The 14,047-nt window shown below is 71.1% G+C and carries 14 protein-coding genes; 8 read left to right on the top strand and 6 right to left on the bottom strand.

Translation table 11 applies throughout. The features are described from left to right. Window positions 1–68: 68 nt before the first annotated feature. Window positions 69–1,169 (bottom strand): family 2 encapsulin nanocompartment cargo protein polyprenyl transferase, encoded by a 1,101-nt coding sequence (locus ACWIGU_RS32975; RefSeq protein ID WP_454405323.1) that lies wholly within the window; start codon window positions 1,167–1,169, stop codon window positions 69–71. Window positions 1,170–1,174: 5 nt separating this feature from the next. Continuing rightward, window positions 1,175–2,581, bottom strand: coding sequence for a family 2B encapsulin nanocompartment shell protein (locus ACWIGU_RS32970; RefSeq protein WP_454405322.1), 1,407 nt, complete (start codon window positions 2,579–2,581; stop codon window positions 1,175–1,177). Between the two features lie 211 nt (window positions 2,582–2,792). On the opposite strand from ACWIGU_RS32970, the gene ACWIGU_RS32965 reads away from it, so the two are divergent. From ACWIGU_RS32965 to ACWIGU_RS32955, 3 genes are all read left to right on the top strand, one after another. Further along, window positions 2,793–3,026: a hypothetical protein gene (locus ACWIGU_RS32965; RefSeq protein WP_100595931.1), complete on the top strand. Its 234-nt coding sequence runs from the start codon at window positions 2,793–2,795 to the stop codon at window positions 3,024–3,026. A gap of 175 nt (window positions 3,027–3,201) precedes the next feature. Next, window positions 3,202–3,792, top strand: coding sequence for an N-acetylmuramoyl-L-alanine amidase (locus ACWIGU_RS32960; protein ID WP_454405321.1), 591 nt, complete (start codon window positions 3,202–3,204; stop codon window positions 3,790–3,792). A gap of 48 nt (window positions 3,793–3,840) precedes the next feature. Beyond that, on the top strand, window positions 3,841–4,770 hold the full coding sequence (locus ACWIGU_RS32955) for a 1-aminocyclopropane-1-carboxylate deaminase/D-cysteine desulfhydrase (RefSeq protein WP_454405320.1): 930 nt from the start codon (window positions 3,841–3,843) through the stop codon (window positions 4,768–4,770). Between the two features lie 7 nt (window positions 4,771–4,777). Here ACWIGU_RS32955 and ACWIGU_RS32950 read toward each other — a convergent pair whose 3' ends face one another. Further along, window positions 4,778–6,376, bottom strand: a complete 1,599-nt coding sequence (locus tag ACWIGU_RS32950) for a Na+/H+ antiporter (protein WP_454405319.1) — start codon at window positions 6,374–6,376, stop codon at window positions 4,778–4,780. A gap of 46 nt (window positions 6,377–6,422) precedes the next feature. Here ACWIGU_RS32950 and ACWIGU_RS32945 point away from each other — a divergent pair, with 46 nt between their 5' ends. The 3 genes from ACWIGU_RS32945 to ACWIGU_RS32935 all read left to right on the top strand — a co-directional run bounded on the left by ACWIGU_RS32945 (window position 6,423) and on the right by ACWIGU_RS32935 (window position 8,405). Beyond that, window positions 6,423–6,683 carry a UBP-type zinc finger domain-containing protein gene (locus tag ACWIGU_RS32945; RefSeq protein ID WP_454405318.1) on the top strand — a complete coding sequence of 87 codons (261 nt, stop codon included), beginning with the start codon at window positions 6,423–6,425 and terminating at the stop codon, window positions 6,681–6,683. 256 nt (window positions 6,684–6,939) lie between these two features. Further along, window positions 6,940–7,353, top strand: a complete 414-nt coding sequence (locus ACWIGU_RS32940; protein ID WP_100595936.1) for an ATP-binding protein — start codon at window positions 6,940–6,942, stop codon at window positions 7,351–7,353. After that, complete coding sequence (locus ACWIGU_RS32935) at window positions 7,350–8,405, top strand: RNA polymerase sigma factor SigF (protein ID WP_454405316.1); 1,056 nt, start codon at window positions 7,350–7,352, stop codon at window positions 8,403–8,405. The genes ACWIGU_RS32940 and ACWIGU_RS32935 overlap by 4 nt, the downstream gene beginning before the upstream one ends. A 21-nt stretch (window positions 8,406–8,426) precedes the next feature. On the opposite strand, the gene ACWIGU_RS32930 is transcribed toward ACWIGU_RS32935, so the two are convergent. Next, on the bottom strand, window positions 8,427–8,900 hold the full coding sequence (locus ACWIGU_RS32930; RefSeq protein WP_454405315.1) for a hypothetical protein: 474 nt from the start codon (window positions 8,898–8,900) through the stop codon (window positions 8,427–8,429). A gap of 127 nt (window positions 8,901–9,027) precedes the next feature. Here ACWIGU_RS32930 and ACWIGU_RS32925 point away from each other — a divergent pair, with 127 nt between their 5' ends. Together ACWIGU_RS32925 and ACWIGU_RS32920 are read left to right on the top strand one after the other, a co-directional pair. Next, a complete protein-coding gene (locus ACWIGU_RS32925; protein ID WP_454405314.1) occupies window positions 9,028–9,996 on the top strand; it encodes a diacylglycerol/lipid kinase family protein in 969 nt (322 codons plus the stop codon). A 318-nt stretch (window positions 9,997–10,314) separates the two neighbouring features. Beyond that, window positions 10,315–10,572 carry a WhiB family transcriptional regulator gene (locus ACWIGU_RS32920; RefSeq protein ID WP_016639615.1) on the top strand — a complete coding sequence of 86 codons (258 nt, stop codon included), beginning with the start codon at window positions 10,315–10,317 and terminating at the stop codon, window positions 10,570–10,572. 247 nt (window positions 10,573–10,819) lie between these two features. On the opposite strand, the gene ACWIGU_RS32915 is transcribed toward ACWIGU_RS32920, so the two are convergent. Beyond that, window positions 10,820–12,286, bottom strand: coding sequence for a sensor histidine kinase (locus ACWIGU_RS32915; protein WP_100595940.1), 1,467 nt, complete (start codon window positions 12,284–12,286; stop codon window positions 10,820–10,822). A gap of 476 nt (window positions 12,287–12,762) precedes the next feature. Continuing rightward, window positions 12,763–13,833 carry an SIS domain-containing protein gene (locus ACWIGU_RS32910; protein WP_454405312.1) on the bottom strand — a complete coding sequence of 357 codons (1,071 nt, stop codon included), beginning with the start codon at window positions 13,831–13,833 and terminating at the stop codon, window positions 12,763–12,765. Window positions 13,834–14,047 lie beyond the last annotated feature (214 nt).

Below are 14,047 nucleotides of genomic sequence, written 5' to 3'. Positions count from 1 at the left end.
CCCGCGCTCCTTCCGGAGCGCGGGGCCCGCGACGCATGCCAACTCCCCTTCCCTGTCACTGGTTTCCCCTAGTGGCTGCGCCGCGTCACGAACTCGGCCAGCGTCAGCAGTCCGTCCGCGGCCTCCGGCGCCGGGACCGCCCGGGACAGCTGGTGCACCGCCCGGGACATCCGGTCCGCCGCGTGCAGCTGCGCCCAGTCGCGCCCCCCGGCGCGCTCGACGACCAGCGCCATGGCCTCCAGCTCCCCCTCCTTCGGCGGACCGTCGTCCGGTCCCACCACCCCGTAGAGCGCGGCCAGTTCACCGGCTTCCGGCGTTCCCGAGGCCAGCGCCGCCACCACCGGCAGCGACTTCTTGCGCACCGCGAGATCGGCGCCCGCCGCCTTGCCCGTACGGGCCGGATCCCCCCAGATCCCTATGACGTCGTCGATCAGCTGGAACGCGAGCCCGGCCTGTCTGCCGAACCCGTCGAGGGCCGCGACCTCCTCCTCTCCGGCCCCCGCGTACAGCCCCCCGACCGCGCAGGCGCAGCCGAGCAGCGCGCCCGTCTTCGCCTCCGCCATGACGAGGCACTCGTCCAGCGTGACCTCGTCCGGCTCGCGCCTCTCCAGGGCGACATCGGCGACCTGGCCCTCGCACAGCTCCATCACACAGGCCGCGATCCGGGCCGCCGCCGGCCGGGACGCCGGGTGCGGGTCCTCGGCGAGCAGCCGCTGCGCGAGCGCCTGGAGCGCGTCGCCCGCCAGGATCGCGTCGGCGTCCCCGAAGACGGTCCACGCCGTCGGCCGGTGCCTGCGCGTGGTGTCCCGGTCCATGACGTCGTCGTGCAGGAGCGTGAAGTTGTGGACGAGTTCCACGGCCGCGGCCGCCCGCACGGCGAGCTCCGGGGCGCCCCCGAGCGCCCGTACCGCGGCGAGGACGAGCGCCGGCCTGATGGCCTTGCCCGCGTGCTCCGTGGCCGCGGTGCCGTCCGCGTGCTCCCACCCGAAGTGGTAGCGCGCGATGCGGCGCAGCGACGTGGGCAGGGTCTCCACGGCCCCGCGCAGCTCCGGGTCGACCTGCGCCCTGGCCTGCGCCAGGAGCACCGAAGCCTCCTGGCCGTCAGCAGCCCCCTCTTCGTCCGGCACCCCTTGCTGCTGCCGCACTACGGGCTGCTTCGTCTGCGCCATGAGCTTCAACGCCACCTGCCGATCTCGACGTTCTCCAGGACACCGAGCGCGTCCGGCACGAGCACCGCCGCCGAGTAGTACGTCGTCACCAGGTACGAGATGATCGCCTGCTCGCTGATGCCCATGAACCGCACCGACAGGCTCGGCTCGATCTCGTCCGGGATGCCCGCCTGCTGGAGGCCGATGACGCCCTGCTCCTCCTCGCCGGTACGCATGCAGATGATCGACGTCGTGCGCGCGTCGGACACGGGGATCTTGTTGCTCGGGAAGATCGGCACCCCGCGCCAGGTCGGGATGCGGTTGCCGCCCACGTCGATGGACTCCGGGACGAGCCCCCGCCTGTTGCACTCGCGCCCGAACGCGGCGATGGCGCGCGGGTGGGCGAGGAACAGCTTCGATCCCCGGCGGCGGCTGAGCAGCTCGTCCATGTCGTCCGGGCTGGGCACGCCGTCGTGCGGCTGGAGCCGCTGCTCGTACTCGCAGTTGTTGAGCAGGCCGAACTCGCGGTTGTTGATGAGTTCGTGCTCCTGGCGCTCCTTCAACGCCTCGACGGTGAGCCGGAGCTGATGTTCCGTCTGGTTCATCGGCTGGTTGTAGAGGTCCGCCACGCGCGAGTGGATGCGCAGGACGGTCTGGGCGACGCTCAGCTCGTACTCGCGCGGTGCCGCGTCGTAGTCGACGTACGTGCCCGGGAGCACCGCCTCGCCGACGTGGCCTGCGGAGAGGTCGATCTGCTTCTCGCCGAACTTGTTCGCGCGCTGCGCCGGGATGGTCCGCAGCGCCCGCAGGTGGCCGGCGAGGGTCTCGGAGCGCTCCGCGACCTGCTCCAGGTCCTGGCGCGGCAGCGTGAGCACGGTGCACGCGGTCACCGCGCGCGCTGTGTACTCCCAGATGGCGTCCGGGTCGAGCAGCGCCTGCTCGCCGAAGTACGCGCCGTCGGCCAGGACCCCGAGGACCGCGTCGTCCCCGTAGGGGCCCGTGCCGACCTTCTCGACCTTGCCGTGCGCGAGCAGGAACACCTCGTCGGCGGAGCTGCCGAAGGAGGCGAGCAGCTCGCCCGGCGCGTACTCCCGCTGGCGGCACCGCACCGCGAGCTCCTCGAGCACCTCCTGGTCGCCGTAGTCCCTCATCACCGGCAGTTCGCCGAGTTCCGCGGGGATGACCCGCACCTGGTCTCCGGTCTTCACGAACGTCACGCGTCCGTCACCGACCGAGTAGCTGAGCCGCCGGTTCACCCGGTACGTGCCGCCCTGCACATTCACCCAGGGCAGCATGCGCAGCAGCCACCGGGAGCTGATCTCCTGCATCTGTGGCGCGGACTTGGTGGTGGTGGCCAGATTCCGCGCGGCGGATGTGCCGAGACTCTGCTGGGGCCCGGCCTGCTCCGTGCGGACTTCTTCGCCTACCGACATGGGCTTTGCCTCCCGATCAAGAACTGACCTGCGGCGACAAGACTTCCAGCACGCACTGTGGCCGCGCCATTACACAAACGAGCGGGATTGGGCGAGAGTGGACAGGGCACGATGCCCGTTTTTCCGGGTAGGGAACTTCCCGACGGAGGAACTTCAAGATCCCGGCGGGCGTTCAACCGGTACACCGAGGCACCGATGACGGGAGACAGCAATGACAGGCTTCCTGGACCGCGCCAAGGAGCAGGCGCAGCGCGGGCTCACGCAGGGCAAGCAGAAGCTGGACGAGGTACAGGCGCAGCGGGCGGGCGGCGACCTCCTGAAGAAGCTGGGCGCCGCGTACTACGCGGAGCGGAAGGGCACGGGCACCCCCGAGGCGACCCAGTCCGCGCTCGGAGCCCTGGAGAACCACATCGCGGAGCACGGGGACGGCTTCCTGCGGGCCTGAGGCCGCCCCGCCCCCTCCTGGTCGGCCCGCAGGCCCGGCTGACGGGACCGGCTCACGATGTCCGGAACGGCTCGCACGCGATGCGAACGAGTAGTTCGGGTGGGCCTGTTCGGGTACAAGCGGCGTACGAGACGGACGCGCCCCGCTTCCGTCGCACCCCGCGAAGGAGGCGGCCGTGGCCCCACCCATGTCCGCGAGCAGTTTCCTGGACGCCCTCAGGCGTGAAGGCCTGACGGTCGTCGAGGTCGGCGACTGGAGACACCACAACCGCAACCACAAGGGACCCTGGGGCCCCGTGAACGGCGTGATGATCCACCACACCGTGACGAAGGGCAGCAAGCAGACCATCGACCTCTGCCGGAAGGGGCACGCGGACCTGCCGGGGCCGCTGTGCCACGGCGTCATCACGAAGGACGGCCGCGTCCACCTCGTCGGCTACGGCAGGGCCAACCACGCGGGTCTCGGCGACGACGACGTGCTGCGGGCGGTCGTCGCGGAGAAGACGCTGCCCCACGACAACGAGGCGAACACGGACGGCAACCGCCACTTCTACGGCTTCGAGTGCGAGAACCTCGGCGACGGCGAGGACCCGTGGCCCGCCGCGCAGCTGGAGGCCATCGAGAGGGCGGCGGCCGCGGTGTGCCGGCATCACGGCTGGACGGAGAGGTCGGTGATCGGCCATCTGGAGTGGCAGCCGGGCAAGATCGACCCGCGCGGCTTCACGATGGCCTCGATGCGGGGGCGCATCCGCGACCGGCTCAAGTAACCGCCCTCCGGCACGCGTCCCGCGGCGACCCGCTTGCACAATGAGCAGGTGACCCCGCAACCCCGCCCGCGCCCGCCTCTTCACCCCCGGCTGCCCTCGCCGGTGGAGCCGGTCGCCGACGACCGGTTCCACCGTCACGGGGTGCGGCTCCTGCTCAAGCGCGACGACCTCATCCACCCGGACCTGCCCGGCAACAAGTGGCGCAAGCTGGCCCCGAACCTCGAAGCGGCGACCGCCGCGGGCCACGGCACGCTGCTCACGTTCGGCGGCGCGTACTCCAACCACCTGCGCGCCACGGCCGCCGCGGGCCGTCTCCTCGGCCTGCGGACCATCGGCGTCGTCCGGGGCCAGGAGCTCGCCGGACAGCCCCTGAACGCCTCTCTCGCGCGCTGCGCGCACGACGGCATGCGTCTGCACTTCGTCGACCGGACGACATACCGGGAGAAGCGGGATCCGGCCACGCTCGCGCGCATCCTGTGCGAGGCGGCACCGCCCGACGGCGACGGGCAGACGCCCTACGTCGTCCCCGAGGGCGGCAGCAACGCCGAGGCCGTGCGCGGCTGCGCGGAGCTCGGGCAGGAGTTGCGCGGGGCCGCCGACGCGGTGGGCGTCGCCTGCGGCACCGGCGGCACGCTCGCCGGACTGGCCGCCGGGCTCGGCGAGGGGCAGCGCGCACTCGGCATACCCGTCCTGAAGGGCGGCTTCCTCGGTGACGAGATACGCACCCTCCAGGAGGCGGCGTTCGGCGGCCCGCGGGGCGACTGGTCCCTGGACGAGCGCTTCCACTGCGGCGGCTACGGCCGCACCACCCCCGCCCTCCTCGCCTTCGCCGAGGACTTCGAGCAGCGCCACGGCGTGCCCATGGAGCGCCTCTATGTGGCCAAGCTGCTCTACGGGCTGCTCGCCCTCACCGAGGAGGGCGCGTTCGCGCCGGGCACGCGGCTCATGGCCGTCGTGACGGGAACGCCCTCCCCGTAGCGGCCGGTCAGTCGTCGACCTCCCGGTAGGCAGCCGCCTCCTCCAGGTCGAGCTTGCGCAGCAGCGTGCGCATCATCTCGTCGTCGATCCGCCGCTCGTCCCGCATCCGTACGAAGACCTCGCGCTCTGCCGCGATGGCCTCCCGCGTGAGCCGGCGATAGGTGTCGTCGGCGGACTCCCCCGTCACCGGGTTGGCGTGGCCGAGGCGCTCCCACACAGAGTTGCGGCGGCGCTCCAGGACAGTGCGCAGCCGGTCCACGAGCGGCTCGGGCAGACAGTTGCGCTCGTCCTGCATCAGCTCGTTCACGCGCTCCTCGGCGGCCTGCGAGGCGGCGTTCTGCGCCTGCGCCTCGGCGAGCGTCTCGGCCTGCGCATCGCGCCCCGGCAGCTTGAGGACCTTGATCAGCCAGGGCAGCGAGAGCCCCTGCACGACGAGGGTGCCGATCACAGTCGTGAAGGTCAGGAAGAGGACCAGGTTGCGAGCGGGGAAGCGGCTCCCGTCGTCGGCGAACAGCGGGATCGAGAAGGCGATCGCGAGCGACACGACACCGCGCATCCCGGCCCAGCTCACCACGAGCGGCCGCCGCCAGTCGCTGTCCCGCTCCCGCTCCCTGATCCGCTTCGACAGGCACCAGGGCAGATAGGTCGCCGGATACGACCACACGAACCGCATCACCACGACGAGTACGAAGACCGCGACGGCGTACCCGAAGGCCTGCCCGACGCTGTACTCGCCGAGGTCCTTGAGGACGACGGGCAACTGGAGTCCGATGAGCGCGAAGACCGCCGACTCCAGGATGAAGGCGACCACCTTCCACACGGCGGCCTCCTGAAGGCGCGTCTCGAAGTCGACCTGCCAGGCGTGGTGCCCCAGGTAGAGGGCGACCGTGACCACGGCGAGCACTCCGGAGGCGCCGACCTGCTCGGCGGCCGCGTAGGCGACGAACGGGATGAGGAGGGAGAGCGTGTTCTGGAGGATCGCCTCCTTCAGGTGCGTCCGCAGCCAGTGCAGCGGCACCATCAGGACGAGCCCGACGCCGACGCCGCCGACCGACGCCACCAGGAACTCCCTGATCCCGCCCGCCCAGCTCGCGCCCTCCCCGACCGCGGCGGCCAGCGCGACCTTGTAGGCGGTGATCGCGGTCGCGTCGTTCACCAGGGACTCGCCCTGGAGGATCGTCGTGATCCGCGCGGGCAGCCCCACCTTGCGCGCGATGGCCGTCGCGGCGACCGCGTCCGGCGGGGCGATGACCGCGCCCAGGACCAGCGCGGCCGTCAGCGGCAGATCGGGGATCAGCTCGTACGCGAGCCAGCCGACGGCGACGGTCGCGAACAGCACGTACCCGACGGAGAGCAGCGCGACCGGCCTGACGTTGGCCCGCAGGTCGAGGTACGAGCTCTCAAGGGCCGCGGTGTGCAGCAGTGGCGGCAGGATCAGCGGCAGCACGATGTGCGGGTCGAGCGTGTACTGCGGCACTCCAGGCACGTACGACGCGACGAGTCCGACCGCGACGAGCAGCAGCGGCGCGGGGACCGGAGTCCGGCGCGCGGCCCCGGCAACCGCCGCACTCGCCGCGATCAGTCCCACCAGGGGCAATACATCCATCAGCCCGTCCCTCCGCCATGCCGCCGCCCGTCGTAACCTGGCCATCATGAACGAGTGCCCGCACGTCGACGCGCTGTCTCACCCCGAACCCGCGCCACTGAGCGACACCTGCCTGGAGTGCCTCGCGGCCGGCAGCCACCCGGTGCAGCTGCGGCTCTGCCTGGAGTGCGGGCACGTGGGCTGCTGCGACTCCTCTCCCATGAAGCACGCGACGCAGCACTTCGAGGAGTCGGGCCACGCGGTGATCAGGACGTTCGAGCCCGGCGAGAGCTGGCGCTGGTGCTTCGTGGACAGCCTGCTCGTCTGAGGACCGCACGGGTTTGCGGTTCGACCGTGCGAGGCCTGGGTACGTCAACCCGGCGCCCGCTCTTTCCAATTGAGCCCGCACACCCTCTAGCCACTGTCCGTACTCATAGGCTTACTATGAGTGACACCAACGGGCCGGGGGTCCCCGGGACAGGAGACTTGGGCGCGCGGTAGCGTCACCGCTGAACACATAGCGCGTCACCCGGGGGACGTACCCTCCGGAGCCCGAAAGTGCTTGTACCACCATGGAGGTGAGGGTGTCCCAGATCGCAGGCGAGCCCGGGAATCAGGACTTCGTAGAAGTCCGGCTGCCGGCTGCGGGTGCCTACCTGTCGGTGCTGCGGACGGCCACGGCCGGCCTCGCGGCGCGTTTGGACTTCACCCTCGACGAGATCGAGGACCTCCGCATCGCGGTCGACGAGGCGTGCGCGATCCTGCTCCAGCAGGCCGTGCCCGGCTCGGTGCTCAGCTGCGTCTTCCGCCTCGTCGACGACTCGCTGGAGGTGACGGTCTCGGCGCCCACCACCGACGGCCGCGCCCCGGAGCGCGACACCTTCGCCTGGACTGTGCTGTCGGCCCTCGCGGGCAAGGTGGACTCCACGGTCGCCGACGACAACACCGTCTCGATCAGCCTCTACAAACAGCGCGGCGCGGGTCCCGGGCCGGCGTGACGAACGGGGACGGGCCGGTGCGGGACGAGAAGCACGGCACACAGGACCTCCCGGCCGACGGCGGGGACGGGATGCGGCGGCTTGCCGACGGCATCCCCGAACAGCAGGCCCGGCCGCACCCGGAAGACTCCGCGGACTCCGCGGACCTCGAACGGCCGGGTCCGGCGGCGGTGGCCGATGCGTCGGAGCAGGCAGAGCCGGCCGGCGGAGAGAAGATCTCCGCAGGACCGGACGCGCGACGGGCGGGATGGATGAGCGAGCACGAGCGACACGGTGACCAGCAGCGCACGCACGATCCGCGGGACCGCAGCGGCGCACGGCTGATGTTCATCGAGCTGCGAAGCCTGAAGGACGGCAGCCCGGAATACGCGGACCTGCGCAATCAGCTGGTCCGCATGCATCTGCCGCTCGTCGAGCACCTGGCCCGCCGCTTCCGCAACCGCGGCGAGCCGCTCGACGACCTGACCCAGGTCGCCACGATCGGCCTGATCAAGTCGGTGGACCGCTTCGACCCGGAGCGCGGCGTGGAATTCTCCACGTACGCCACGCCGACGGTCGTCGGTGAGATCAAGCGGCACTTCCGCGACAAGGGCTGGGCGGTGCGTGTCCCGCGGCGTCTTCAGGAGCTGCGTCTCGCGCTGACGACGGCGACGGCCGAGCTGTCCCAGCTGCACGGCCGCTCTCCCACGGTCCACGAGCTCGCCGAGAAGCTGGCGATCTCGGAGGAGGAGGTCCTTGAGGGCCTGGAGTCGGCCAACGCGTACTCCACGCTGTCCCTGGACGTCCCCGACACGGACGACGAGTCGCCCGCCGTGGCGGACACGCTGGGATCCGAGGACGAGGCGCTCGAGGGCGTCGAGTACCGCGAGTCCCTCAAGCCGCTCCTGGAGGACCTGCCACCGCGCGAGAAGCGGATCCTGCTCCTTCGCTTCTTCGGGAACATGACGCAGTCGCAGATCGCGCAGGAGGTCGGCATCTCCCAGATGCACGTCTCGCGCCTGCTGGCCCGCACCCTGGCCCAGCTTCGGGAGAAGCTCCTCGTCGAGGAGTGAGCCCCGGGGCGTGCGGGCCGGCTACTTCTGGTTCTGCTTCTGTACGGCGCCGGGGGCGCCCGGCGTCGTGATGCAGAGCGCCCGGGTGGTGGCCGGGTTCACCAGGAGCACCAGGGCCGTCACCGCGACGACGGCGAGCGCGATCCCGCCGGGGATCATCACGCTGTCGGCCTGGAGCAGCGTGTAGGCGACCGGCAGCGCCATGACCTGCGTGATGATCGCGGGCCCCCGGCTCCAGCTGCGCCGCTTCAGGAGGCCGCGCGCCGCGATCAGCGGCAGCAGTGCGAGGACGGCGAGCGTGACACCGCCGGTCACGGCCTGCTCGGGGTCGTCGGGGTGACCCGCGAGGCCCATGACGAGCATGTAGACGCCGCCGACGAGCAGGGCGGCACCCTCGAGCCCGGCCAGCGCGGCGGCCGCGGCCAGCCGCCCGGGGCGCGGGCCGTCCTCGGTGGTCGCGGCGTCGTCGGGGCTGGGGTTCTGCTCTGAGGTCACCCAAGCAGGGTAGCCCTCGGCCGGTACCTCACGGCCGCCCCGGGTGGGGCCCGCGGCGGCCCCGGTCTCTTACCCGACTCCTACCTCGGTCTGGGCCGAGTACCACCCGGTAGGTACTCTGCTTCGCATGCGTGCACTTCTTGTGGTCAATCCGGCGGCAACCACCACCAGTGCGCGCACGCGTGACGTGCTGATCCACGCGCTGGCGAGCGAGATGAAGCTCGAGGCGATCACCACGGAGTACCGCGGGCATGCCAGGGACCTCGGCCGGCAGGCCGCGGAGAGCAAGGACATCGAGCTGGTCGTGGCCCTCGGCGGCGACGGCACGGTCAACGAGGTCGTGAACGGCCTGCTGCACCACGGCCCGGATCCGGACCGTCTTCCGCGTCTCGCCGTCGTCCCCGGCGGCTCAACCAATGTCTTCGCCCGCGCTCTCGGCCTGCCGAACGACGCGGTGGAGGCGACCGGCGCCCTGCTCGACGCTTTGCGCGAAGGCCGGGAGCGAACGGTGGGCCTGGGTGTCGCGGGCGGCACGCCGGGCACGGAGGACGAGGCCGCCCCGTCCCGGTGGTTCACGTTCTGTGCCGGTCTCGGGTTCGACGGAGGCGTCATCGGCCGGGTCGAACAGCAGCGCGAGCGCGGCAAGCGATCGACACACGCGCTCTATTTGCGCCAGGTCGTACGCCAGTTCCTCGGGGAACACGACCGCCGGCACGGCGCCATCACACTGGACCGGCCGGGTGAGGACCCCGTCACCGATCTGGTCCTGTCCATAGTCTGCAATACCTCCCCATGGTCATATCTGGGGAACAGGCCGCTCTACGCATCCCCTCAGGCGTCCTTCGACACCGGCCTTGACGTGCTCGGACTCAAGAAATTGTCCGCCCCTTCGGTGGCCCGTTACGGCACCCAGCTGCTCACCTCGACGCCCGACCGGGGACCCCACGGGAAGAACGCCGTCACTCTGCACGACCTGACCGACTTCACCTTGCAATCGAAGGTCCCCCTGCCCCTCCAGATGGACGGTGACCACCTGGGGCTGCGAACGAGCGTGACGTTCACAGGCGTACGCCGTGCACTGCGTGTGATTGTGTGAGTGGAAGAGCCCAAAGTCCTTTATCTCGAACGTTTGGGCCAGGATCCACCCCATGGAAGTACGGCTGTGACCTAGCCGACACCGAGGAATCAAAAAAAACTTTCCTGAAGGGGTTGTATCCGCCGCCGAGGTTTGCGAATCTCTACATGGCGCTCGGGACGGCCCGCAACATCGGCCCCACAGAGAGCCCGAACCCCCTCCTCAACACACAGGACATCGTCGCAGATGTGACGAAAGTCCCTTCCGTTGTCGGGGGATTCGTGAAAGCGTTCACATTCACAAGCAACCCGCACGTAATACCAAGGAGAGGTAGCAGCCATGGACTGGCGTCACAACGCCGTTTGCCGCGAGGAAGACCCCGAGCTCTTCTTCCCCATCGGCAACACCGGTCCTGCCCTGCTGCAGATCGAGGAAGCCAAGGCCGTCTGCCGCCGTTGCCCCGTCATGGAGCAGTGCCTGCAGTGGGCGCTCGAGTCCGGCCAGGACTCCGGCGTCTGGGGTGGCCTCAGCGAGGACGAGCGCCGCGCAATGAAGCGTCGCGCCGCCCGCAACCGTGCTCGCCAGGCCAGCGCCTGACGCCCACGCCCCCCACGAGCCTGAGCCCGGCGGCGCGTACAGCGAGTACGCAACTCCCGCCCCCGAGCCGCAGCGCGCAGTACCCCCGATGCTCCACCCAGGCTCAGCCCGGGATGTAGACCCGGGCAACGCGAACAGTGAGCCCCGGACCCAACGGTCCGGGGCTCACTGGCGTTTGCGGTCGTGTCGATCCGGCGTTTGCGGCTTTGTCGATGTGTCGCCGCGGCGCCCGTCGGCGCCTGGCCGGCTACTTGTCGGCGGCCACCGGGATGTCGAGGACGACCTGGGTGCCGCGGCCGGGCGCCGGGACCATGTCGAACGATCCGCTCAACTCGCCCTCGACCAGGGTGCGTACGATCTGCAGGCCCAGGTTGCCGGCGCGCTTCGGGTCGAAGCCCTCGGGCAGGCCGACGCCGTCGTCGGTGACGGTGATCAGCAGGCGGGCGTCCTTGGTGGTGCCGCCGCGCACCGCGGAGACCTCGACGGTGCCGGTGTCGCCCTGCCGGAAGCCGTGTTCCAGGGCGTTCTGCAGCACTTCGGTGAGGACCATCGACAGCGGGGTGGCGACTTCGGCGTCCAGGATGCCGAAGCGGCCGGTGCGCCGGCCCGTGACCACGCCCGGCGAGATCTCCGCGACCATGGCGAGCACCCGGTCGGCGATCTCGTCGAACTCCACGCGCTCGTCCAGGTTCTGGGAGAGCGTCTCGTGGACGATGGCGATGGAGCCGACGCGGCGCACCGCCTCCTCCAGGGCCTCGCGGCCGCTGTCGGAGTCGATGCGGCGGGCCTGGAGGCGGAGCAGGGCCGCGACGGTCTGGAGGTTGTTCTTCACCCGGTGGTGGATCTCCCGGATGGTCGCGTCCTTGGTGATCAACTCCCGCTCGCGGCGGCGCAGTTCGGTGACGTCGCGCAGCAGGACGAGCGAACCGATGCGGGTGCCCTTGGGCTTGAGGGGGATCGCGCGGAGCTGGATCGACCCCTCCTCCCCCTCGATCTCGAACTCGCGCGGGGCCCAGCCGCTGGCCACCTTGGCGAGCGCCTCGTCCACGGGGCCGCGCGACGGGGCGAGCTCGGCCGTCGTGCGGCCGAGGTGGTGCCCGACCAGGTCGGCGGAGAATCCGAGCCGGTGGTACGCGGAGAGCGCGTTCGGCGACGCGTACTGGACGACGCCGTCCGCGTCGAGGCGGATGAGGCCGTCGCCGACGCGGGGGGACGCGTCCATGTCGACCTGCTGGTCCGGGAAGGGGAAGGACCCGGCCGCGATCATCTGGGCGAGGTCGGAGGCCGACTGGAGGTAGGTCAGTTCGAGGCGCGACGGGGTGCGGACCGTGAGCAGGTTCGTGTTACGGGCGATCACGCCCAGGACGCGGCCTTCCCTGCGTACGGGGATGGACTCGACCCGTACCGGGACCTCCTCGCGCCACTCGGGGTCGCCCTCGCGGACGATGCGGCCCTCGTCGAGGGCGGCGTCCAGGAGAGGGCGGCGGCCGCGCGGGACGAGATGGCCGACCATGTCGTCCTGGTACGAGGTGGGGCCGGTATTGGGCCGCATCTGCGCCACGGAGACGTAACGGGTGCCGTCGAGCGTGGGGACCCACAGCACGAGGTCGGCGAAGGAGAGGTCGGAGAGCAGCTGCCACTCCGAGACCAGCAGGTGCAGCCACTCGAGGTCGGTGTCGCCGAGGGCCGTGTGCTGGCGTACGAGGTCGTTCATGGAGGGCACGGAGCCGAGGGTACCTGGCGGGTCCGGGCGCCAGGACCTGCCGTCACATTCCGGTCGTCCGCCCGAGGGGCGTGCCAGGCGTCGCCCGGCACCCGCGGGCCGCGGCGCCTGGGAGGGACCCTCAGCCCTCCCGGCACCGCAGCCCGGAGTTGCAACAGCCGTCGGGTGTGCGGTCCCGTCCGGCCATGTGAGGACCCGCCGCAGTCAGGGCAGAGAGCGCCGGCTCCTCGGTCCGTCCTCCTGTGCGGGGAGGGCGGAGGCTTTTACCATCGCATTGTGGACTAGACCATTCTGTCATGTCTATGCGTTGGACGATGTTTGTTGTTGTCGCCCCCGCCCAGCCTGCCAGAGCCGCCGCGTCCGTGTCGGGTGGAGGCTTCCGTTCCGCGATACCGGCCCGGATTCCGGCCTCGAAAGCGGTGATGCTCGCCGAATTCTATGGCGGGCGCCGGAGAAGGCGGCGGGGGTCAGTGCGTCTCCGTCACCTTCGCCAGGGCGCGCGGCGCGTCCGGGTCCTGGCCGCGGGCAATGGTGACCTCGTACGCGAGGAACTGGAGCGGGATGATCTCCAGGACCGGCTGGACCTCCTCCGCGACGCCCTCGGTCGGCAGGACGAAGCCGGCCGACGCCTGGTCCACCTGGGCCTCGGGGCCGATGACGACGAGGTCGGCGCCCCGGCCGCGCAGCCGGTCGAGGACGGGCTGGAGCATGAGGCCGCCCTTGCCGTCCGTGACGACGGCGATGACCGGCGAGATGTTGTCGACCATGGCGAGCGGGCCGTGCAGCAGGTCGGCGCCCGAGTAGGACAGGGCCGGGATGTAGCTGGTCTCCATGAGTTTCAGGGCGGCCTCCTTGGCCGTCGGGTAGCCGTAGCCGCGCGAGGTGATCACCATGCGGTCCGCGAAGCGGTAGCGGGAGGCGAGGGCGCGCACCTCGTCCTGGCGGGCCAGGAGCTGCTGGGCGAGGCCGGGCAGCACCCCGGCGGGCGAACCGTCGCCGCCGCGCAGGCCCTCGACGAAGAGGTAGAGCGCGAGCAGGGACGCGGTGTACGTCTTCGTGGCCGGAAGCGCCTTCTCGGGTCCCGCCATGATGTCGATGTGGTGCTCGGAGACGGCGGCGAGCGGCGAGTCCGGGTTGTTCGTCACCGCGAGGGTGATCGCGCCGGCCGCGCGGGCCGCCTTCGTGGAGGCCACCAGGTCGGGCGAACCGCCCGACTGACTGACCGTGACGGCAAGAACGTCGCGCAGGTCGGGCCGGGCGCCGTACGCCGTCGTGGTGGACATGGAGGCCAGGCCGCAGGGCATCCCGAGCTGGATCTCCAGGAGGTACTTCGCGTACAGGGCGGCGTTGTCGGAGGTGCCGCGGGCGGTGAGCAGGACGAAGCGGGGCGACTGTGCCGCGACGCGCCGGGCGACCTCGTGGATGCGGGGAGCGCCGGTGTCCAGGAGGCGGCGCAGCACCTCGGGCTGCTCGGCCATCTCGCGGGCCATGATCCGGCCCGGCTGCTCGCTCTTCGGGGGCGACGGGGTGGCGGTCATGCGGACTCCTCCGGAGGGGCGGTCGCGAGCGCGGCGGGCGGGGCACGCCTCGTCGCACGTCTCCTTCCACTCTGGCGGCTGAGGCGGGCGCGCGCCCGGCCTACCGGGCAGCTTCGAGGTGCCGTTGCAGCGGGGAGCCCCGAGCATGGTCGGACGGCGTCGTACGCCCCGTGACCGGCCGGGCCGCCTCTGCTAGATTGGTCTATACCACATG

The sequence above is a fragment of the Streptomyces sp. NPDC055400 genome (assembly GCF_053644375.1).
The sequence above is the reverse complement of the archived record's forward strand: the minus strand, read 5'-3'. Positions and strand labels throughout refer to the sequence as shown.

What these genes read in the sequence shown, in the direction of transcription:
- ACWIGU_RS32975 (WP_454405323.1), bottom strand. Translation starts at nt 1,169, where the DNA reads ATGGCGCAGACGAAGCAGCCCGTAGTGCGGCAGCAGCAAGGGGTGCCG.
- ACWIGU_RS32915 (WP_100595940.1), bottom strand. Translation starts at nt 12,286, where the DNA reads ATGAACGACCTCGTACGCCAGCACACGGCCCTCGGCGACACCGACCTC.
- ACWIGU_RS32965 (WP_100595931.1), top strand. Translation starts at nt 2,793, where the DNA reads ATGACAGGCTTCCTGGACCGCGCCAAGGAGCAGGCGCAGCGCGGGCTC.
- ACWIGU_RS32945 (WP_454405318.1), top strand. Translation starts at nt 6,423, where the DNA reads ATGAACGAGTGCCCGCACGTCGACGCGCTGTCTCACCCCGAACCCGCG.
- ACWIGU_RS32970 (WP_454405322.1), bottom strand. Translation starts at nt 2,581, where the DNA reads ATGTCGGTAGGCGAAGAAGTCCGCACGGAGCAGGCCGGGCCCCAGCAG.
- ACWIGU_RS32920 (WP_016639615.1), top strand. Translation starts at nt 10,315, where the DNA reads ATGGACTGGCGTCACAACGCCGTTTGCCGCGAGGAAGACCCCGAGCTC.
- ACWIGU_RS32910 (WP_454405312.1), bottom strand. Translation starts at nt 13,833, where the DNA reads ATGACCGCCACCCCGTCGCCCCCGAAGAGCGAGCAGCCGGGCCGGATC.
- ACWIGU_RS32925 (WP_454405314.1), top strand. Translation starts at nt 9,028, where the DNA reads ATGCGTGCACTTCTTGTGGTCAATCCGGCGGCAACCACCACCAGTGCG.
- ACWIGU_RS32950 (WP_454405319.1), bottom strand. Translation starts at nt 6,376, where the DNA reads ATGGATGTATTGCCCCTGGTGGGACTGATCGCGGCGAGTGCGGCGGTT.